Annotated in this window: 16 protein-coding genes; 4 read left to right on the top strand and 12 right to left on the bottom strand. The window is 64.5% G+C overall.

Annotated elements, in window-relative coordinates; all coding sequences use genetic code 11:
• Nucleotides 1-28: 28 nt before the first annotated feature.
• Both panB and ACIGGF_RS01030 read right to left on the bottom strand, forming a co-directional pair.
• Complete coding sequence (panB, locus tag ACIGGF_RS01035; RefSeq protein WP_397519592.1) at nucleotides 29-880, bottom strand: 3-methyl-2-oxobutanoate hydroxymethyltransferase; 852 nt, start codon at nucleotides 878-880, stop codon at nucleotides 29-31.
• Nucleotides 881-998: 118 nt separating this feature from the next.
• The gene (locus ACIGGF_RS01030; protein ID WP_397519591.1) at nucleotides 999-2,729 is read right to left on the bottom strand and encodes an NAD+ synthase; all 1,731 of its coding nucleotides are present in this window, start codon (nucleotides 2,727-2,729) and stop codon (nucleotides 999-1,001) included.
• Nucleotides 2,730-2,813: 84 nt separating this feature from the next.
• Here ACIGGF_RS01030 and ACIGGF_RS01025 point away from each other — a divergent pair, with 84 nt between their 5' ends.
• The 3 genes from ACIGGF_RS01025 to ACIGGF_RS01015 all read left to right on the top strand — a co-directional run bounded on the left by ACIGGF_RS01025 (nucleotide 2,814) and on the right by ACIGGF_RS01015 (nucleotide 9,011).
• Nucleotides 2,814-4,394, top strand: a complete 1,581-nt coding sequence (locus ACIGGF_RS01025; protein WP_397519590.1) for an alpha/beta fold hydrolase — start codon at nucleotides 2,814-2,816, stop codon at nucleotides 4,392-4,394.
• A 102-nt stretch (nucleotides 4,395-4,496) separates the two neighbouring features.
• The gene (gene glnA / locus ACIGGF_RS01020; protein WP_027497412.1) at nucleotides 4,497-5,837 is read left to right on the top strand and encodes a type I glutamate--ammonia ligase; all 1,341 of its coding nucleotides are present in this window, start codon (nucleotides 4,497-4,499) and stop codon (nucleotides 5,835-5,837) included.
• 126 nt (nucleotides 5,838-5,963) lie between these two features.
• Nucleotides 5,964-9,011, top strand: a complete 3,048-nt coding sequence (locus ACIGGF_RS01015) for a bifunctional [glutamine synthetase] adenylyltransferase/[glutamine synthetase]-adenylyl-L-tyrosine phosphorylase (RefSeq protein WP_397519589.1) — start codon at nucleotides 5,964-5,966, stop codon at nucleotides 9,009-9,011.
• Nucleotides 9,012-9,024: 13 nt separating this feature from the next.
• On the opposite strand, the gene ACIGGF_RS01010 is transcribed toward ACIGGF_RS01015, so the two are convergent.
• The 6 genes from ACIGGF_RS01010 to glnA (ACIGGF_RS00985) all read right to left on the bottom strand — a co-directional run bounded on the left by ACIGGF_RS01010 (nucleotide 9,025) and on the right by glnA (ACIGGF_RS00985) (nucleotide 15,321).
• Entirely contained in the window at nucleotides 9,025-9,963 is a 939-nt protein-coding gene (locus tag ACIGGF_RS01010; RefSeq protein WP_397519588.1) for a glycine betaine ABC transporter substrate-binding protein, read from the bottom strand.
• Nucleotides 9,964-10,042: 79 nt separating this feature from the next.
• Entirely contained in the window at nucleotides 10,043-11,026 is a 984-nt protein-coding gene (locus ACIGGF_RS01005) for a glycine betaine ABC transporter substrate-binding protein (protein ID WP_397519587.1), read from the bottom strand.
• Nucleotides 11,026-11,835 carry an ABC transporter permease gene (locus ACIGGF_RS01000; RefSeq protein WP_397519586.1) on the bottom strand — a complete coding sequence of 270 codons (810 nt, stop codon included), beginning with the start codon at nucleotides 11,833-11,835 and terminating at the stop codon, nucleotides 11,026-11,028. Before ACIGGF_RS01000 ends, ACIGGF_RS01005 begins: the two co-directional genes overlap by 1 nt.
• A complete protein-coding gene (locus tag ACIGGF_RS00995; RefSeq protein ID WP_397519585.1) occupies nucleotides 11,832-13,055 on the bottom strand; it encodes an ABC transporter ATP-binding protein in 1,224 nt (407 codons plus the stop codon). Before ACIGGF_RS00995 ends, ACIGGF_RS01000 begins: the two co-directional genes overlap by 4 nt.
• Nucleotides 13,048-13,698, bottom strand: a complete 651-nt coding sequence (locus tag ACIGGF_RS00990; RefSeq protein ID WP_243609935.1) for an ABC transporter permease — start codon at nucleotides 13,696-13,698, stop codon at nucleotides 13,048-13,050. Before ACIGGF_RS00990 ends, ACIGGF_RS00995 begins: the two co-directional genes overlap by 8 nt.
• A 186-nt stretch (nucleotides 13,699-13,884) precedes the next feature.
• The gene (gene glnA / locus ACIGGF_RS00985; protein ID WP_027497406.1) at nucleotides 13,885-15,321 is read right to left on the bottom strand and encodes a type I glutamate--ammonia ligase; all 1,437 of its coding nucleotides are present in this window, start codon (nucleotides 15,319-15,321) and stop codon (nucleotides 13,885-13,887) included.
• A 167-nt stretch (nucleotides 15,322-15,488) separates the two neighbouring features.
• Between glnA (ACIGGF_RS00985) and ACIGGF_RS00980 the strand changes: the two genes are divergently transcribed.
• Nucleotides 15,489-15,953 (top strand): RDD family protein, encoded by a 465-nt coding sequence (locus ACIGGF_RS00980; protein WP_397519584.1) that lies wholly within the window; start codon nucleotides 15,489-15,491, stop codon nucleotides 15,951-15,953.
• Between the two features lie 43 nt (nucleotides 15,954-15,996).
• Here ACIGGF_RS00980 and ACIGGF_RS00975 read toward each other — a convergent pair whose 3' ends face one another.
• The 4 genes from ACIGGF_RS00975 to ACIGGF_RS00960 all read right to left on the bottom strand — a co-directional run bounded on the left by ACIGGF_RS00975 (nucleotide 15,997) and on the right by ACIGGF_RS00960 (nucleotide 19,529).
• Nucleotides 15,997-16,752 carry a DUF4191 domain-containing protein gene (locus tag ACIGGF_RS00975; RefSeq protein WP_397519583.1) on the bottom strand — a complete coding sequence of 252 codons (756 nt, stop codon included), beginning with the start codon at nucleotides 16,750-16,752 and terminating at the stop codon, nucleotides 15,997-15,999.
• A 61-nt stretch (nucleotides 16,753-16,813) separates the two neighbouring features.
• Nucleotides 16,814-17,827 (bottom strand): lipoyl synthase, encoded by a 1,014-nt coding sequence (lipA, locus tag ACIGGF_RS00970; RefSeq protein ID WP_397519582.1) that lies wholly within the window; start codon nucleotides 17,825-17,827, stop codon nucleotides 16,814-16,816.
• Between the two features lie 10 nt (nucleotides 17,828-17,837).
• Nucleotides 17,838-18,617: a lipoyl(octanoyl) transferase LipB gene (gene lipB / locus ACIGGF_RS00965; RefSeq protein ID WP_397519581.1), complete on the bottom strand. Its 780-nt coding sequence runs from the start codon at nucleotides 18,615-18,617 to the stop codon at nucleotides 17,838-17,840.
• 21 nt (nucleotides 18,618-18,638) lie between these two features.
• A complete protein-coding gene (locus ACIGGF_RS00960; RefSeq protein ID WP_397519580.1) occupies nucleotides 18,639-19,529 on the bottom strand; it encodes a TIGR01777 family oxidoreductase in 891 nt (296 codons plus the stop codon).
• Nucleotides 19,530-19,649 lie beyond the last annotated feature (120 nt).

Raw genomic sequence — 19,649 nt, 5'->3', positions numbered from 1 at the left:
CCCGAGTGTGCCATCAGACCCGAGAGATTCAGTAGCTGTGTTCGGGTCCGGGGAAGACGCCCGAGCGCACCTCGGACATGTACGTGGTGGCCGCAGTGCGTAGAGAATCGCCCACGTCGGCGAACTTCTTGACGAACTTGGCGGTCTTGCCGTTGGTGTATCCGGCCATGTCCTGCCACACCAGAACCTGCGCGTCGCATTCGTTGCCCGCGCCGATACCGACCGTCGGAATGGTCAACTTGCGCGTCACCTGGCCGGCGATGTCGGCGGGGACCATCTCCATGACGACGGCGAAGGCACCCGCCTCCTGGACCGCGATGGCGTCGGCGACCAGCTGTTCGGACGCGTCACCGCGCCCTTGGACGCGGAATCCGCCGAGAGTGTTGACGCTTTGCGGGGTGAAGCCCACGTGGGCCATCACGGGGATGCCCGCGGCAGTGATCGCGGCGATCTGACCGGCCACGCGCTCGCCGCCTTCGAGCTTGACCGCTCCCGCGAGCCCTTCTTTCATGAACCGAACGGCGGTTTCGAGGGCCTGCTGCGGCGAGGCCTCGTACGTGCCGAAGGGGAGGTCTGCAACCACGAGAGCGTGCGGTGCGCCGCGGACCACTCCGCGCACCAGCGGAAGGAGCTCGTCGACGGTGATCGGCACGGTGGTGTCGTAGCCGTAGACGACGTTTGCTGCCGAATCACCGACGAGGAGAACGGGTACGCCGGCTTCTTCGAAGATGCGTGCACTCGAGTAGTCGTAGGCGGTGAGCATTCCCCAGCGCTCACCGTCGGCCTTCATCTGCAGCAGGTGGTGGGTGCGGGTCTTGCGGGTCAGAGCGGTGGCAGGTGCTTCCTGGGAAGAACCGCCGTACACAGCAGTTTCGGACATCTTTGTCCCTTTCTGGTCCTCGAGGCCCGCTCGGCGGGTCCCCGGGATGGGGTGTGATGACGTGGTCGAGTATGCCACTGCGCGCGAGCAGCGGAAGCGCTACCGGCAGTGCAATTCGTCACACCTGTTCGCGTGTGGAGTGGTCCCGCCAGCCATTGGTGATCGGCATCCGTCGGTCGCGCCCGAACGCACGCGAGGTGACCTTGGTGCCGATCGGATACTGACGCCGCTTGTACTCCGACGCGTCGACCTTGCGCAGAATGTCCGCCACCACCGCCGCGTCGAACCCGGCCGCCACGATGTCCGCGAAGCCTTGATCGTGGTCGACGTAGCGAAACACGATGGCGTCGAGTTCGTCGTAGTCGGGCAAGGAGTCGGTATCGAGCTGACCCGGGCGGAGCTCGGCGGACGGCGGTTTGTCGATGCTCGACTCGGGGATCGGAGGGATGTCCCCACGGTCGGCAGCGGATTTGTTTCGCCACCGCGCCAGATCCCATACGAGCGACTTCGGCACGTCCTTGATCGGCGCGAAGCCGCCGACCGCGTCGCCGTAGATGGTCGAATAGCCCACGGCCAGTTCCGATTTGTTGCCGGTGGCCAGAACCAGATGGCCGAAGGTGTTCGACAGCGCCATCAACACCATGCCTCGGCAGCGCGCCTGAATGTTCTCCTCGGCCAGGCCGGTCAAGTGCAGCTGGTCGACATAGCAGGCGACCATCTCGGCGATGGACTCGACGCGGAAGTGAACACCGGTGCGCGACGCCAATTCCTCTGCGTCGGTGCGGGAGTGATCCGACGAGTACTCCGACGGCATCGCCACTGCATGCACCGCATCGCTACCGAGAGCGTCGACGGCGATGGCGGCGACCAGAGCCGAATCGATACCACCCGACAATCCCAGTGCTACCGAACGAAAACCGTTCTTGTGCACATAATCTCGCAATCCGGTCACCAGTGCACCCCAGACTTGCTCCTCTGCGCAGGCAACGTCGGCAAGAAAGGTCTCCGCTCGCTGCCAGCCGGAGACCGCGACGTCGGGCAGAGTCGTCCGATCGATGCTCCACCCGGGTACCGTCGCGGCGTCCGGCCGCGGATCAATGGGCGCATCGACATCGACGATCAGCAGATGCTCGACGAATTGCGGGGCGCGCCCCCACGTGGAACCGTCGGGGCCGATGACGAAGCTCGCCCCGTCGAACACCAGCTCATCCTGTCCGCCCACCACGTTGACGTATGCGAAAGGAACGCCGATCTCGGCGGCGCGGCGGGCGGCGATGGAGCGCCGTACCTCGTTCTTGCCCTGCTCGAAGGGGCTGGCATTGAGGCAGAGCAGCATGTCGACTCCCGCTTCTCCGTAGGCAGGCACTGGGCCGCCGGGCTGCCAAATGTCCTCGCAGACAACGATGCCGAGCCTCAGATCGTTGACCGCCACGATGCTCAGCCGCGATCCGGGAGCGAAATAACGGGCCTCGTCGAACACTCGGTAGGTGGGCAGGGAGTGCTTGTCGTAGCGAGCTGCCACCCGTCCGTCGACGATCACCGCGGCGCTGTTGCGCGAGCCTTCGGCGTCGCGATCGAGGTAGCCGACCACCACGATGCGGTCGCCGCACCCGGCGGCATCGAGCGCACTGGCCAACCCGGTGAGGGCCGCGGCGGAGGCGGCCGCAAAAGACGGCCGGAGAGCCAGATCCTCGACGGGGTATCCCGTCAGGGCCATCTCGGGGAACACCACCACGTTGGCACCGTCGTGGGCGGCGCGAACCGTCCACTCGACGATCGCCGCGGAGTTCCCCGCGAGGTCGCCGACGACGGAGTTGATCTGGGCCAGGGCGAGTCGAAGGGCCTGCACTGCGTACACGCTAGTGCCCCGATGCCGTCCCCGCCGGGCAGCGAGAACAGGGGTCGGCGCGCGAAACCTGGCACGATCGTGGCCATGAGAACGCGCACCAGGAGCACGGTCGTGGCACTGTCCGCAGTCGCCGTGTTGCTCGCAGGCTGTTCCGGCCCCGAGCCCACTGCCGTACCGGAGCCCACTGCCGTACCGGAGTCCTCCGCTGGACCGGAGGCATCGGCTTCGGTTGCCGGTCCAGTTCCCGCGGGCCTGGAAGCGTTCTACGAGCAGGCTCTGCAATGGGAGTCCTGCGACCGGTACAACACCGACGGCAGCGAGCTGGGAAGTGCCGTCGAATGCGCGATGGTGACCGTGCCGTTGGATTACGCCGATCCCACCGGCACCACGATCGAGATCGCCATCTCGCGGACGAAGGCGACGGGCGAGAAGATCGGATCGATCCTGATGAACCCGGGCGGCCCCGGCTCCTCGGGGCTGTATCTGGCCACCCAGGCCGACGGCACTGCCATTGCCGACCGCTTCGATCGCATCGGATTCGATCCGCGCGGAATCGGGGCCTCCGAACCGGAAGTGCGCTGTCTGACGTCCGAGGGAGTCGACGAGGAGCGCCGCGAACCGGATGTCGACGTCAGCCCCGAGGGCATCGCGGCCACCGAGGCCGAACATCGCGACTACGCCGCGCAGTGCGTCGACCGCACCGGGGCGGACGTGCTCGAGCACGTGGGCACGCGGGAGGTCGTCCGTGACATGGACGTCGTCCGGGCGGTGCTGGGCGACGAGAAACTCACCTACGTCGGGTATTCCTACGGCACCCGCATCGGCACCGCGTACGCCGAGCAGTTTCCGTCGAACGTGCGGGCGATGGTGCTCGACGGTGCGCTCGATCCCGACCAATCACCCGTCGACGAGGCCGTTGCGCAAGGCGCGGCGTTCCAGAACGCGTTCGATCAGTTCGCCGCCGACTGTGCCCAGACCGACACCTGCCCGCTCGGCACCGATCCGGCAGACGCCGTCGCGCAGTTCCGATCGCTGGTGGACCCGTTGATCGACCAGCCCGCCGAGACCACCGATCCACGCGGACTCAGCTACGACGACGCGATCACCGGGGCCCAGCAGGCTCTGTACTCACAACAGCTGTGGCGTCTGCTGCGGGCGGGGTTGAACGAACTGCGCGAAGGGCGGGGGGACACCCTGCTCCGCCTCGCCGACACCTACTCCGGGCGGCTGGAGGACGGGAGCTACACCAACATCGACGACGCGTTCAATGCCGTCCGATGTGTCGACGGACCGCCGACCACGGATCGAGCAGAGGCCGATGAGGCCGACGCCCGGTTCCGCGCGGCTGCGCCGTATCTGGACGACGGCCGTGCCACGGGCAACGCGCCGCTGGATCTGTGCGCATTCTGGCCGGTGCCGAACACGAGCGATCCGCATGTCGTCGACGTCGAGGGGCTGCCGACGCTCGTGGTGGTGTCGACCACCAACGATCCCGCGACTCCGTATCAGGCCGGAGTGGAACTGGCCGCGCAGTTGCGCGGTGACCTGGTGACCTACGACGGCACCCAGCACACCGTGGTTTTCTCGGGCGTGGACTGCATCGACGGTCCGGTGGTGGATTACCTCGTCGATCTGGTGCCGCCGGGTGACGGATTGCGGTGCTGACCTGCTACCTCACATGCTGCATCGTGGGCAGAGAGTTTCACGAAGTGAGACCGAATTCACGATGTAACACAGATTTAACTCCGTTTGCTTACTCTCGCGTTCATGGATCGTCAAAAGGAATTCGTGCTCCGGACCCTCGAAGAGCGCGACATTCGTTTCGTCCGCCTCTGGTTCACCGACGTTCTCGGGTACCTGAAATCGGTGGCCATCGCCCCCGCGGAGCTCGAAGGGGCCTTCGACGAGGGAATCGGCTTCGACGGTAGTGCCATCGAAGGGTTCGCTCGTGTCTCCGAGGCAGACACCGTCGCCAAGCCGGATCCCTCGACGTTCCAGATCCTGCCGTGGTCCACCAGCAAGGGCCACCAACATTCGGCGCGGATGTTCTGCGACATCGCGATGCCCGACGGCTCGCCGTCCTGGGCCGACTCCCGCCATGTTCTGCGTCGACAGTTGAGCAAGGCCGCAGACCTCGGGTTCAGCTGCTACGTGCACCCCGAGATCGAGTTCTTCCTGCTCAAAGATGCTCCGCAGGACGGCTCGCCGCCGACCCCTGCCGACAACGGCGGCTACTTCGACCAGGCCGTGCACGACTCGGCCCCGAACTTCCGCAGGCACGCCATCGACGCCCTCGAGTCGATGGGTATCTCAGTGGAGTTCAGCCACCACGAGGCCGCGCCCGGGCAGCAGGAGATCGACCTGCGCTACGCCGACGCGCTGTCGATGGCCGACAACATCATGACTTTCCGCTACGTGGTCAAGGAGGTCGCCATCGAAGAGGGCGTCCGAGCGACCTTCATGCCCAAACCGTTCAGCGATCAGGCCGGCTCGGCGATGCACACGCACATGAGCCTGTTCGAGGGCGACGCCAACGCCTTCCACAACCCCGACGACCCGATGCAGCTCTCGGAGACCGGCAAGTCGTTCATCGCAGGCATCCTCGAGCACGCCAACGAGATCAGTGCCGTGACCAACCAGTGGGTCAATTCCTACAAGCGCCTCGTCCGCGGCGGCGAAGCACCGACCGCCGCATCGTGGGGACCGGCCAATCGGTCGGCACTGATCCGCGTGCCGATGTACACCCCGAACAAGGCCTCCTCGCGGCGCGTCGAGATTCGCAGTCCTGATTCTGCCTGCAACCCGTACCTGGCATTCGCGGTGCTGTTGGCGGCCGGTCTTCGCGGAATCGAGAAGGGCTACACCCTGCCGCCCGAGGCCGAGGAAGACGTATGGGCACTGACCTCGGCGGAGCGTCGCGCCATGGGTTACAAGGAATTGCCGGGCAACCTCGATCAGGCGTTGAACGCGATGGAGGGTTCCGAACTGGTCGCAGAAGCGCTGGGCGAGCACGTCTTCGACTTCTTCCTGCGTAACAAGCGTCGCGAGTGGGAGGAATACCGCAGCCACGTCACGCCGTACGAGCTGAGGGCCTACCTGGGTCTTTGACAGCGCGGCCGTGTCATGGACTACGTTCTAGTCGATCCCGAATGTAGGTTCGATGCCGGCGTGGGCACCCTCGCGTCGCATTACTGACGACGAGGTATATCTGTGGCACCCCGAGGTGGATTTTAGATGGTGCGTCCTCCCACTTCCCGGTCCGTCGTTCCCGGACCCGGCCGTCTCGGTCTCGTCGAGGAAACCGCGCCGTCCGATCTGCGCACCCTGGGCTGGACGGGCGAAGAGAGTCTCGAGCTGCTCTGGTCGCTGTCCCGCGCGCCCAACGCCGATCTCGCGCTGCGCACTCTGGTGCGTCTGTACGAGATGCTCGGCAGTGGCTGGGCCGAGTTCGACACCGCACTTCGTAACGACAAGGGATTTCGCGGGCGTCTTCTCGGGCTCGTCGGCGCGTCGAGTGCGCTCGCCGACCACCTCGTTGCCGACGACAGCACCTGGCGTCTGTTGTTGACCAAGGATGGTCGGGCCAGCGGCATCTCGGCGAAAATCGAGCTCCCGAGCAAAGCGACCCTGGTCGCCGAACTGCTCGAGGTCGTCGGGGCCGAACCCGAGACCGGACCCAATGCCGCACCCGACCTCTATCGGGCGTCGATCACCGGTCCGCCCGCGGTGATCGCACTGCGCAAGAAGTATCGAGACCAGATCATGGTGTTGGCGGCCGACGACCTCGCCGCCACCGTCGAGAACGAACCCGTCCTGCCGTACACGGCGGTCGGATCGCACCTGTCGGACATGGCCGACGCTGCGCTCACAGCCGCACTGGCCGTCGCCGTGGCCACCGTGTGTCCCGACACGCCGTGCCCAACGCGTCTGGCCGTCGTCGCAATGGGCAAATGCGGTGCCCGCGAACTCAATTACGTTTCGGACGTCGACGTCGTGTTCGTTGCCGAGCCCGCCGATGCGCAGGCCAGCCGGATCGCCGGTGAGATGATGCGCATCGGATCGTCGGCGTTCTTCGAGGTGGATGCCGCCCTGCGCCCCGAGGGCAAGCGCGGCGAGTTGGTGCGCACGCTGGAATCCCATGTGGCGTACTACAAGCGGTGGGCCAAGACCTGGGAGTTCCAGGCGCTGCTCAAAGCGCGCCCCATGACCGGTGACATCGCACTCGGCAACGATTACGTGGATGCGGTCAACCCGATGGTGTGGTTGGCCAGTCAACGCGAGGACTTCGTGCCCGAGGTGCGCGCAATGCGGCGTCGGGTCGAAGAGATGGTGCCGTCCGAGCTTCGCGAACGCGAGATCAAGCTCGGCCGCGGCAGTCTGCGAGACGTCGAATTCGCCGTCCAGCTCCTGCAGTTGGTGCACGGTCGTACCGACGAGTCGCTGCGCGTGCTCGGCACCACCGACGCACTGACCGCGCTCACCTACGGCGGGTACGTCGGACGCGACGACGCCGCGAATCTGACTGCGTCCTACGAGTTTCTCCGGCTGATCGAGCACCGCCTGCAGATGCAGAGGATGCGTCGAACACACACCCTGCCCCCGCCGGACGACGAGGAGGCGCTGCGGTGGCTGGCGCGCTCCGCGCACATGCGCCCCGACGGCAACCGCGACGCACTCGGCGTCCTCAACGCCGAGATCAAGCGCAATGCCCAACGCATCAGGCGATTGCACGCGAAGCTCTTCTACCGGCCGTTGCTCGATTCGGTGGTCAAATTCGATTCGGAGACAGTGCGTTTGACGCCCGACGCGGCGACGCGTCAGCTCGCGGCGCTCGGCTACGCAACCCCGCAGAACGCACTGGGGCATCTGCGGGCACTGGTGGGGTCGGGCACCCGGCGCGGGCAGATTCAGGCCGTGCTGCTGCCGACCCTGCTCGAATGGCTGGCCGACACTCCCGACCCGGATGCGGGACTGCTCAATTACCGACGGCTTTCGGAGTCGGCGGGGGAGCAGACGTGGTTCCTGCGTGTACTGCGTGACGAAGGCGCGGTGGCGCAGCGGCTCATGATCGTGCTCGGCTCCTCGGCCTATGTGCCGGATCTGCTGATCAAGGCCCCCGAGGTCATTCGATTGTTCGCCGACGGACCCACCGGCCCTCGACTTCTCGACGCCGAACCGGAGGAGACGTATCGCGCCATCCTGTCGTCGTCGGCTCGCTACGAGGACCCGGTTCGGGCGATCAACGCCGCCAGGGCGTTGCGACGACACGAATTGGCACGGGTTGCTTCGGCGGACATTCTCGGCATGCTGGACGTGCCTCAGGTGTGCCGAGCGCTGTCGTCGGTCTGGGCCGCGGTCATCAACGCTGCTCTCGCGGCCGCTGTGCGTGCCAGCGAGAAGGAGCGCGGCGAACCGGCCCCGGCAACGCTGGCCGTCATCGGCATGGGACGTCTGGGCGGCGGCGAGCTCGGCTACGGCAGCGACGCGGACGTGTTGTTCGTGTGCGAGCCGGTGGACGGCGTCGACGAGACCGTTGCGGTCAAGTGGGCCAACACCATTGCCGACCGCATTCGCACACTGCTCGGCGCGCCCAGCACCGACCCGCCCCTCGAGGTCGACACCGGACTGCGTCCCGAAGGCCGCAGCGGCCCGGTGGTGCGCACTCTGTCGTCCTACGCCGCGTACTACGCGCAGTGGGCGCAGGCGTGGGAGGTGCAGGCCCTGCTGCGGGCGCACCAGGTTGCCGGGGACCAGGACCTCGGCATCCGATTCCTGTTGATGGCCGACAAGGTGCGGTACCCCGAGGGTGGAGTGTCCGCCGACGCCGTCCGTGAGATCAGGCGCATCAAGGCGCGCATCGATTCCGAACGGTTGCCCAAGGGAGCCGATCCTGCGACACACACGAAACTCGGGCGCGGGGGACTGGCGGACATCGAGTGGACCGTCCAGCTCATTCAGCTGCGGTACGCGCACAAGGTTCTTTCGCTGCACAACACCTCGACCCTGCAATCGTTGGATGCGATCGGCGCGGCCGAACTCATGAGCGAGACCGACATCGAGTTGCTCCGTGAGGCGTGGATCCTCGCCACCAAGGCCCGCAACGCATTGGTCCTGGTGCGCGGCAAACCTACCGACCAGCTCCCTGCACCGGGGGCAGTCCTGTCCGCCGTGGCTCAGGTAGCGGGCTGGGAGGACGGCGATGCCGGTGCGTTCCTGGACAACTACCTGCGTGTGACGCGTCGGGCAAAGGCAGTGGTGGAGCGCACGTTCGGCGGAAACTAGCTACCGTCGCTCGCTAGTCATCGGCCACGGTGACGAAGCCCTGCTCGACCATCCAGTCGCGAGCGACTTCTGCAGGCTCGCGGCCGTCGATATCCACCTGCCGATTGAGCTCGGTGATCTCGTCGTTGGTCAACGCCGCGGAGATCGGGGCAGTGACTTCGGCAATCTCCGGGTACTGCTCGGCAATCGGCGTGCGCATCACGACCGTTGCGTTGTAGCGGGGAAAGAAGCTCTTGTCATCGTCGATCACAACCAGATCGAGACCTTTGATTCGGCCGTCGGTGGTGAACACCTCACCGAATGTGCACTGCGAACCATCGGCGGTCGCTTGATAGATGATGCCGCCCTGCAACACTTGTCGCGGAACGGCATTGGGGTCGAAGCCGTAGGCGGCGGCCATACCCGGAAACCCGTCCTGTCGTGAATTGAACTCTGTCTCCACGCAGGTCTGCGCCGCGGCCGGATCGGTCTCGGCGAGCGCGGCATAGTCCGACAGCGTCTCGATGCCGGTCGCGGCTGCTGTTGCCCGATTCATGGCGAGCGCGTACGTGTTGTCCATAGGTGCAGGGTTGACCCAGGTGAGTCCGTTGGCCGCGTCCTGGTCGCGCAGGGCCTCGAACTGCCCGGTGGCATCCGTAATGGCGGTTTCGTTTCCCAAGAAGTTGATCCACGCTGTACCCGTGTATTCGTAGGTGACGTCCACCTGCCCGGAGACCATGGCTTGGCGGGTGCTGTTGGACCCCGAAATGTTGGTGAGGTCTCGGACATCGGCTCCGGCCGCCACCAGCCCGAATTCGAGTATGTAACCCAGGATCACCTGCTCGGTGAATTCCTTCGATCCGACAATCAGTTGTGCGCCGTCGAGCCCCGGCACGGGCTGGATACTGCCGGGCTCGACGGACAGCGGCACCGCACTGCCCGACTGCAGACCGCAACTCGTCAGTACCGTCATCACGACGCTGCACAGGGCTATCGACCCGCGTGTCGATCGCCGCGTATGAGGGTTTCTCACGGGTTGGTGCACGTTACGGCTAGTCCGCGCCGGCGGTGACGAAGCCTTTGTCGACCATCCAGTCTCGCGCGACATCGGCCGGTTCACGGCCGTCGACGTCGACCTGCTTGTTCAGCTCGGTTATCTCGGCGTTGGTCAGAGCGGCGGAGATAGGTGCGGTGATCTCGGCGATCTGCGGGTACTGCTCGGCGACCGACGAGCGGATGACGACGGTGGCGTTGTACCGCGGAAAGAAGCTCTTGTCGTCCTCGAGCACAACAAGATTCAAGCCCTTGATGCGGCCGTCGGTGGTGAATACCTCACCGAACTTGCACTGCGAACCGTCGGCAGTTGCCTGATAGATGATTCCGGTCTGCAGAATCTGGCGGGGTACGGCGTTCGGATCGAAACCGTAGGTTGCCGCCAGGCCGGGAAATCCGTCCTGTCGGGAGTTGAATTCGGTCTCGACGCACAACGCCGACGCGGCCGGATCGCGCGCCACGAGTGCTGCGTAATCCGAGAGTGTCTTCACCCCGGTCTGTTCGGCAGTCGTCTGGTTCATCGCGAGGGCATACGTGTTGTCCATCGGCGCAGGATTGACCCACGTCAATCCGTTGGCGACGTCCGCGTCGCGGACCGCGTCGAACTGCTCCGCTGCGTCCGTGATGGGACTTTCGTTACCGAGATAGTTGATCCAGCCGGTTCCGGTGTATTCGTAGGTGACGTCAACTTGACCCGCGACCATAGCTTGGCGGGTGCTGTTCGAGCCCGAGATGTTCGTAAGGTCGCGAACGTCGGCACCGGCAGCGGAGAGCGCGAACTCGAGGATGTAGCCCAACACGATCTGCTCGGTGAAGTCCTTGGATCCTACGGTCAGTTCGGCTCCCTCGAGACCTGGCATCACCTCGATGCTTCCGGGTTCTACGGACAGCGGCACGGCACCACCGGACTGCAGACCGCAGCCCGTCACTGCGATCGTGGTGATCGCGCAGAGTGCCACCAATTGTCTTGTCGAGCGCCGCATCAGCGGAGTCCTTTCGGTCCGAGATAGGCCTCGGCTAGTGCTCCGAGCCAGTCGACGAACAACGCGAGAGCGACGGCGAGAACGCCTCCCACGACGAGGATCAGTGGCTGATAGAGCTTGTACCCGGTGTCGATCAGAACCCCGAGTCCGCCCGCTCCCACGAGGAAGCTCAGAGTGGCCGTACCGACGGCGAGCACCAGCGATGTGCGCAGACCGGCCAACATGTACGGCACCGCCAGCGGAAACTCGATGCGCCACAGGATGCCGCTGCTGGACATGCCCTGTCCGCGTGCAGCGTCGATGTAACTGGGATCGACCTGTTGGAAGCCGAGCATCGTGTTTCGGAGCACGGGAAGCAGTGAGTAGAACGCGATGGGCAACACGCCGATCCAAAAACCGGTTTTGCCCGTTGCCAGGAAGAGCAACACCAACAGGCCGACCGCCGGCGCAGCTTGCCCGATGTTGGCGATACCGATGAATACCGGTGCGAGCTTTCGGTAGCCGTTGCGTGTCAACAGAATTCCCAGTGGCACAGCTATGACGAGCACCAGCGCGGTGACGACGATCGTGATGACGACGTGCTCGGACAGCCGTTGGAACAACGTGCTCGCGTTCAGCGTCTCCTTCTGCGTGGCACTCAAGTCGCGGGTGAACGTGTAGGCCAGCAGAACGACGACGACCAACAAGATGATCGCGGGTTGCACCAGCAAGCGAATACGCTCGGCGCGCTTGGCCGCCTGTTGAGCCGTTCGCGCGGTACCGTCGTCGGCCGACGCGTCGACGGCCGGGGTCTCCGCGGATGCACTCACGACGCAGTTCCTGTGGGTACGTCGTCGCGAGCCCCGTCCTGGTCCTGATCTTGCGCACTGTCGTCGTCATGGTCGTGTGCATGCTGCGAACGAATGGTCTTGATGGTGTCGATCAACGCTTCGATGGTGATGGTTCCGGCGTACTCGCCACGCTTACCGGTGACCGTCGCGGTGGCGTTGCCCTCTGCGAGTAGAGCTTCCAACGCATCCTGCAGCGTGGACTGCGTCGACACCATTTCGCCCATCGGCACGCCGACGTCGCGCAAGCTCTTCGCGCCGGTGAGGTGGCGACGATCGGTCCACCGAATCGGTCGCCTACGCGCGTCGAGGATGATTCCCCATGCTTCCGGGTCTCGTCCGAGAGCCGTGTTCATCGACTCGACCGACTCGTCCTCGCCCATGACCGGCACATCGGACAGTTCGATGTCTCGTACCCGCATCAGAGTCAACTGCTTCAGCGCTGCACCGGAGCCGACGAATCCGGCGACGGTCTCGTCGGCTGGATTCGCCAGAACCGCCTCGGGGGTATCGAATTGAAGAATTCGGGATTGGTTGCCCAGCACGGCGATTCGGTCACCTAGCTTGACGGCTTCGTCGAAGTCGTGTGTGACGAACACGATCGTCTTGCCCAACTCGGCTTGCAGACGCATCAATTCGTCCTGCAGCAGACCGCGGGTGATCGGGTCGACGGCACCGAAGGGTTCGTCCATGAGCAGTACCGGGGGATCGGCAGCGAGCGCGCGTGCAACACCGACCCGTTGCTGCTGGCCGCCGGACAGCTGACGCGGATATCGCTCGCGGTACAACGATGGATCGAGCCCGACGAGGTCCAACATTTCGTCGGTGCGGTCCGATATCCTCGACTTCTTCCAGCCGATCAGACCTGGAACCATGCCGACGTTCTCGGCAATCGTCATGTGTGGGAACAGACCTGCTTGCTGAATCGAGTAGCCGATGGTGCGGCGCAGCTCGTTCGGGTTGATCGACAGTGCGTCTGCACCGCCGATGGTGATGCGGCCCGACGTCGGCTCTATCAGCCGGTTGATCATGCGCATGGTCGTGGTTTTGCCGCAACCCGAAGGCCCGACCAGCACGACGACCTCGCCTGCGGGGATCGTCATGGACACGTTGTCCACGGCGGCGTCCTTTTGGCCCGGGTAGCTCTTGGTCACGTTCTCCAAGACGATTTCTACGCCGGATACGGTTGTTTTCTCACTCACGGATACCCCTCGAGGTGGTCAGTTTGCCGATCACGACGTAGATCCCATCGAGGATCAACGCCAGCAGGACGATGAGGATCGTGCCGGTCAGTGCCTGTGGGACGGCAGTCGGGCTGCCCACTCGGGCCAGCCCGGAGAACAAAAGGTTTCCCAGTCCAGGGCCTTTGGCATACGCAGCAATGGCCAGGATGCCCATGGCCAACTGCGTGCTGACGCGCATTCCGGTCAGGATCGAGGGCCAGGCGAGAGGAATTTCGATACGCCGCAACACAAGAATGCGGCTCATTCCGATTCCGCGGGCGGCATCGGTGACCGCCGGATTGACGGAATCGAGGCCGACCACCGTGTTTCGGATGATCGGGAGCAGCGAGTAGAGGACCAGAGCGGTCACTGTCGGTCGAACGCCGAGTCCCAGGATAGGAATGAGTAGACCCAACAGAGCGAAGGACGGAATTGTCAGGACGGTGCTCGCCAAGGCTGTCGCGACGGCTGATCCGGCGGGACTGCGATACACCAGAATTCCGATGGCGACGCCTATGACGGTCGCGATTATCACGCATTGCACGACGGCCGACACATGCAGATAGGAGTCGATCGCCAACTGCCTCCGCCGCCCGACGATGAATTCCCACAGTGCATCCATGCAGTTATCGTCCTCTGTTCGCCCTCAGCAGATACAAGTCTTTACCCCGCGTATCAACTATCAAACGCCGATCGGATCGAATTCTGTTGCGATTTGCCGTAATCGGCACGGAATGGAAACAATCCAAGACGCGAAAACGCCCGGCCGAGAATTCGGCCGGGCGTTTTCAGTGTGGAATCCGACGACTCACACGTCGTAGTACAGCGAGAACTCGTACGGGTGCGGACGCAGGTTGACCGGAGCGATCTCCTGCTCACGCTTGAGCGAGATCCACGTCTCGATCAGGTCGGTGGTGAACACGCCACCCTCGGTGAGGTAATCGTGATCGGCCTCGAGACGGTCGATGACCGCGTTGAGCGAGGTGGGTGCCTGAGGAATGTTCTTGGCTTCCTCGGGCGGCAACTCGTAGAGGTCCTTGTCGACCGGAGCCATCGGCTCGATCTTGTTCTTGATTCCGTCCAGGCCCGCCATCATCTGAGCGGCGAAGTTGAGGTACGGGTTACCCGAGGAGTCCGGTGCGCGGAACTCGAGGCGCTTGGCCTTCGGGTTGTTGCCGGTGATCGGGATGCGGACTGCAGCGGAGCGGTTGCGCTGGCTGTACACCAAGTTGATGGGAGCTTCGTAGCCCGGCACCAGACGGTGGTACGAGTTGATCGTCGGGTTGGTGAACGCCAACAGCGACGGGGCGTGATGCAGGATGCCGCCGATGTAGTGACGCGCCAGATCGGACAGTCCCGCGTATCCGGCCTCGTCGTGGAAGAGGGGCTTACCGTCTTTCCACAGCGACTGGTGCACGTGCATGCCCGAGCCGTTGTCGCCGAAGAGCGGCTTGGGCATGAAGGTAGCCGACTTGCCGTTCTTCCAGGCGGTGTTCTTGACGATGTACTTGAACAGCTGCAGATCGTCGGCCGCGCGGAGCAGCGTGTTGAACTTGTAGTTGATCTCCTGCTGGCCGCCCGTGCCCACCTCGTGGTGTGCACGCTCGAGCTCGAAGCCGGCGTTCTGCAGGTTGGTGGAAATTTCGTCGCGAAGGTCGACGTAGTGGTCGTACGGCGCGACGGGGAAGTAGCCACCCTTGTAGCGGACCTTGTAGCCGAGGTTGGGGCCGCCGTCGGCCTCGGTCTCGGCTCCGGTGTTCCACCACCCGGAGGACGAGTCGAGCTCGTAGAACGCGCCGTTGGCCTGCGAATCGAAACGAACCGAATCGAAGATGTAGAACTCCGCCTCGGCACCGAAGAACGCGGTATCGGCGATGCCGGTGCTGGCCAGGTACTCCTCGGCCTTGCGGGCGACGTTGCGCGGATCGCGGCTGTAGGCCTCACGGGTGAACGGATCGTGGACGAAGAAGTCCATGTTCAGCGTCTTGGCGTTGCGGAACGGGTCGATCTGAGCGGTGGCGTAGTCCGGCAGCAGGATCATGTCGGACTCGTGGATCGACTGGAAGCCGCGGACGGAGGAACCGTCGAATGCGAGGCCGTCTTCCAGGGTATCGGCCGTGAACGCCTTGGCAGCGATGGAGAAGTGCTGCTGTGCACCCGGCAGATCGGTGAACCGGATGTCGACGTATTCGATTCCTTCATCTGCGATGAACTTGATGACCTCTTGGGCCGTGGAAAACGCCACGCTTTTGCTCCTTAGTTGAGTCCGTCGAACTGACGGTATGGACTCGGTGTTGCCCGCCCGTCAAGCTCGTGTTTCGCCCGTGTTACGCGTCGTGGTGCACGGTTGGCACGAACAACAGTACGTCCACCCGTTTTTCCGTGTGCCCGGCCGCGCCTATCCTGGGAATCATGGCACGAATGACAGGGTCCTGGTTGTCCGGACCGGCGGCCGCGAATCCCCGGCCGCCTCAGAACTTTCGCGGCGAACAACTGGGCCTGCCTCAGCAGGGCGTCGGAGCGCTGGCAGGTACAGGGCGCAGAGTCGTGGCGCTCATTCTGGATTGGGCCATGGCCACCGGAGTCGCGTCGCTGATACTCGGCGGATACACCACGAGCGGACTGATCTCGACGATTGTGCTCGCGGTGTGGTTCGTAGTGGGACTGGTGAGTGTCTCGCTGTTCTCGTTCACCCCGGGTCAGTTCATCGCCGGAGTCCAGGTAGCGCGGATCGATGCCAACGCCCGAGTCGGGTTCGTTCGGGCACTGGTTCGTCAACTGATACTGCTCTTCGTCGTACCTGCGGTGATCACGGACATGGACGGACGAGGGATGCACGACCGCGCAACAGGAACAGCCCTGCTGCGGTCCCGTTGACGGGGCACCGCACCAGGGCTGCCGGGTGGAGAGTGGGTCGGCTCTAGCGACGCTTCATGGTTCGCTGAACGCCCTTCATCTTCGCTCCGCCGGGAATAGGTCCCTTCGGCATGGCCGGACCGCCCTTCGTCCCCAGTGCGGACAGGCGTGACTCGATGGTGTCCATGCGCTTGCCGTCGATGTTCTTGGGCAACTTCGACAGGTACTTCTGCAGTCCCGACAGTGGGATCTGATTCTCGCCGTTTCCGACGATGATGTCGTAGATGGGGGTGTCGCCGACGAGGCGGGCAGTCTTTTTCTTCTCCTGCGCAAGCAACGTCTTCACGCGCTGCGGCGCGCCCTCGGCGACCAGGATGACTCCGGGCTTGCCGATCACCCGATGTACTGCGTCGAGGTGCGTGGTGCCGGCAATCGCATTGGTCACCCGCCACGAACCCTGCAGGTTGTCCAGGGCCCAAGCCGCTGCACCGGCCTGGCCGTCGGCCTTCTTGTACACCGATTTCTGAACCCGGCGGCCGAAGATGATGAAGGCGACCAACACGCCGAGCAACAAGCCGATGGGAAGCAAGAACCACTGAAAGCCGAAGGCCAGGCCGATGAGGAAGCCGACGAGCCCGAGCCCGACCACCGCCCCGATCATCAGCGGAAGGAGAGCTTTGTCGTCCTTGCGCTGCATCTGGAACGCCTGCCACAGCTGACTGCGCCGTTCCTTCGATGCCTTCTTGCGGGCTGCCTTCGCGGCTGCTTTTGCTTCCTTGCTGGGCTTTGCTGCTTTGCCAGCTTTACTGCCGTTCGCCATACCTCACAGGATACGTCCTGTGCCGACGCTCACTCGCACCGCTCCGCGTTGGTGGCGACGATCAGCGGGCAGCCAGACGCGCCATCAGGGAGCTGGCTTCCTGCGAGGCCTCGCCGCCCTCGGTGAGGTGGCTCATGCTCTCGGGCAGTTCGCGTCCGTGGTGCGCCATCGCTTGCGCGTAGAGACGTCCTGCGCGGTAGGACGAGCGGACCAACGGACCGGCCAACACTCCCGCGAACCCGACCTCGGTGGCGTAGTCGGAGTGATCGACGAACTCCTCCGGCTTGACCCACCGCTCGACCGGGTGGTGCCGCGGCGACGGCCGCAAGTACTGGGTGATGGTGAGGATGTCGCAGCCGGCCTCGTGCAGGTCGCGGATCGCTTCCTGAACTTCCTCGGGGGTCTCGCCCATTCCCAGAATGAGATTGGACTTGGTGACCAGGCCGTCGTCGCGGGCCGCAGTGATGACGTCCATCGACCGCTGGTACCGGAAGGCCGGACGGATGCGCTTGAAGATGCGCGGCACGGTCTCGACGTTGTGGGCAAGCACCTCAGGGCGGGAGGAGAAGACCTCGGCCAACTGGTCGGGCTTGGCGTTGAAGTCGGGGATCAGCAACTCGACGCCGGTGTTGGGGTTCAGCTTCTTGATGTACCGAACCGTTTCGGCGTACAGCCACGCGCCGCCGTCTTCGAGATCGTCGCGGGCGACTCCGGTGATGGTGGAGTAGCGCAGGCCCATGGCCTGCACGCTCTCCGCCACGCGGCGCGGCTCGTCTCGATCGAGATCCTCCGGCTTGCCGGTGTCGATCTGGCAGAAATCGCATCGACGGGTGCATTGCTCTCCGCCGATCAGGAAGGTCGCTTCGCGATCTTCCCAGCATTCGTAGATATTGGGGCAGCCGGCTTCCTCGCACACCGTGTGCAGACCTTCGCGTTTCACAAGACCTTTGAGCTCGGTGTATTCCGGGCCCATCTTGGCTTTGGTCTTGATCCAGTTGGGTTTGCGTTCGATGGGGGTCTCCGCGTTTCGGATCTCGAGGCGGAGCAGCTTGCGTCCTTCTGGGGCCACAGTCACAGATTCGATGCTACGCGCCGAACCGAACGGTGGTGAACTGCGGGTTGATCGGCGGATCGCCGGCTGCCGGATGTTGTAAGTCGTGGTCCCGAACCGGCATCGACCCGTCGAGCGCAGCGAGTATCGAGGAGGTGACGGCGGCAGTGACGTCACCGGTCGTCACGTCCCGGCCCAGTTCCAGCGACAGCGACGTCACACCGGCATCGGCGATGCCGCACGGCACGATCGCGTCGAAACCGGTCATGGCCGCATTGCAGTTCAGCGAGAAGCCGTGCAAGGTGACCCCGCGCTGTACACGGACCCCGATCGCGGCGATCTTGCGTTCGGGCAGCCATGCTCCGTCACGCGTCTGCGCCGCCAGCCAGACCCCGGAGCGACCGTCCACGCGTCCGCACGCGATGCCGTAGGAGGATACGACCGAAATCAGCGCCTCTTCGATTCGGCGAACGTATTTCACGACGTCGATGGGCTGCGCCAGCGCGATGATGGGATAGCCGACCAATTGACCGGGACCGTGCCAGGTGATCTTGCCGCCGCGGTCCACCTCGACGACGGGTGTACCGTCGCGCGGCATGTCTTCCTCCGACGTGCGGCGACCCGCGGTGTAGACCGACGGATGTTCGAGCAGCAGCAGCGTATCGGAGCCGACACCATCCGCCCGGGCACCGGCCAACTCGCGCTGCAGTGCCCACGCATCGGTGTACTCGACGGTGCCCAACTCCCGAACAACGACCGGTCCGGTGCTCGCGCGCGCCGAGACTCGGACCGACGAAGAGTTCGCGTCACTCATGATTCGGAACGGTACGCCGCGTCAGCTGCCCACAGCCACTCGCAGTGCCTCGCCCACAGTGTTGTGTTCGAAGGTGTAGCCCGCGTCCTCCAGCGCCTTGGGAATGGCGCGTGGGCCGGTGAGTATCGCTTCCTCCGCGAATTCGCCGATGACTGCCTTCAGGGCGAAGCCGGGGACCACCCACGGTGCCGGGCGGTGCACCGCACGCGACATCGCACTGTTGAACTGGGCGTTCGTCACCGGGGTCGGCCCCACCATGTTGACCGGTCCACGCAGGGAGTCGTTCTCGATTCCGTGGACGATGGCTCCGATTTCGTCCTCCAACGAAATCCAGGGAAAGTACTGACGCCCACTGCCGAGGCGCCCGCCGAGTGCGAACAGATACAGCGGGCGAAGCTTGCCCAGCATCCCGCCGCGCTGGGACAGCACCACACCGCTGCGCAGCATGATCGTGCGGACACCGGCATCCGACGCGGCGGACGTGGCGTTCTCCCAATCACGGCAGACCTCGGCCAGAAATCCTTCGCCGACCGGTCCGGTCTCGTCCACCACTCGATCACCGGTGTCACCGTAGAAGTTGACGCCACTGGCGTTGATCAACGTCGGAACACCCGCGTCGGCCGCGGCTCGCGCCAGTACCTCCGTGGGAGCGATACGGCTGTCGCGGACCAACTGCTTGTAGGCACCGGACCACCTCTTGTCGCCGATGCCGACACCGCAGAGGTTGACCACCGCGTCGGCACCGTCGAGCGTCGCCGCATCGATGCTCCCGCGCGACGGGTCCCACTGCGACTCGTCCGGTCCTGCCGGTGAGCGCCTGACCAGGCGCGTGACATCGTGATTTCGACCCCGCAATGCCGCGACGAGGGCTGTCCCGATCAATCCCGACGATCCTGCAATGACTACGCGCATGTGAACGAAAGCCTCCTTGACGCAGACCGGGGCACCATTCGCGAACGAATGATGCCCCGGATGCTCGGTTCGTGCCCCACTTGTCGAGACTCCGATGCGAATGTGTCGCGCTCATACGAG

It is taken from the genome of Rhodococcus sp. NPDC078407 (assembly GCF_044542515.1).
Lineage (GTDB): Bacteria > Actinomycetota > Actinomycetes > Mycobacteriales > Mycobacteriaceae > Rhodococcoides.
The sequence above is the reverse complement of the archived record's forward strand: the minus strand, read 5'-3'. Positions and strand labels throughout refer to the sequence as shown.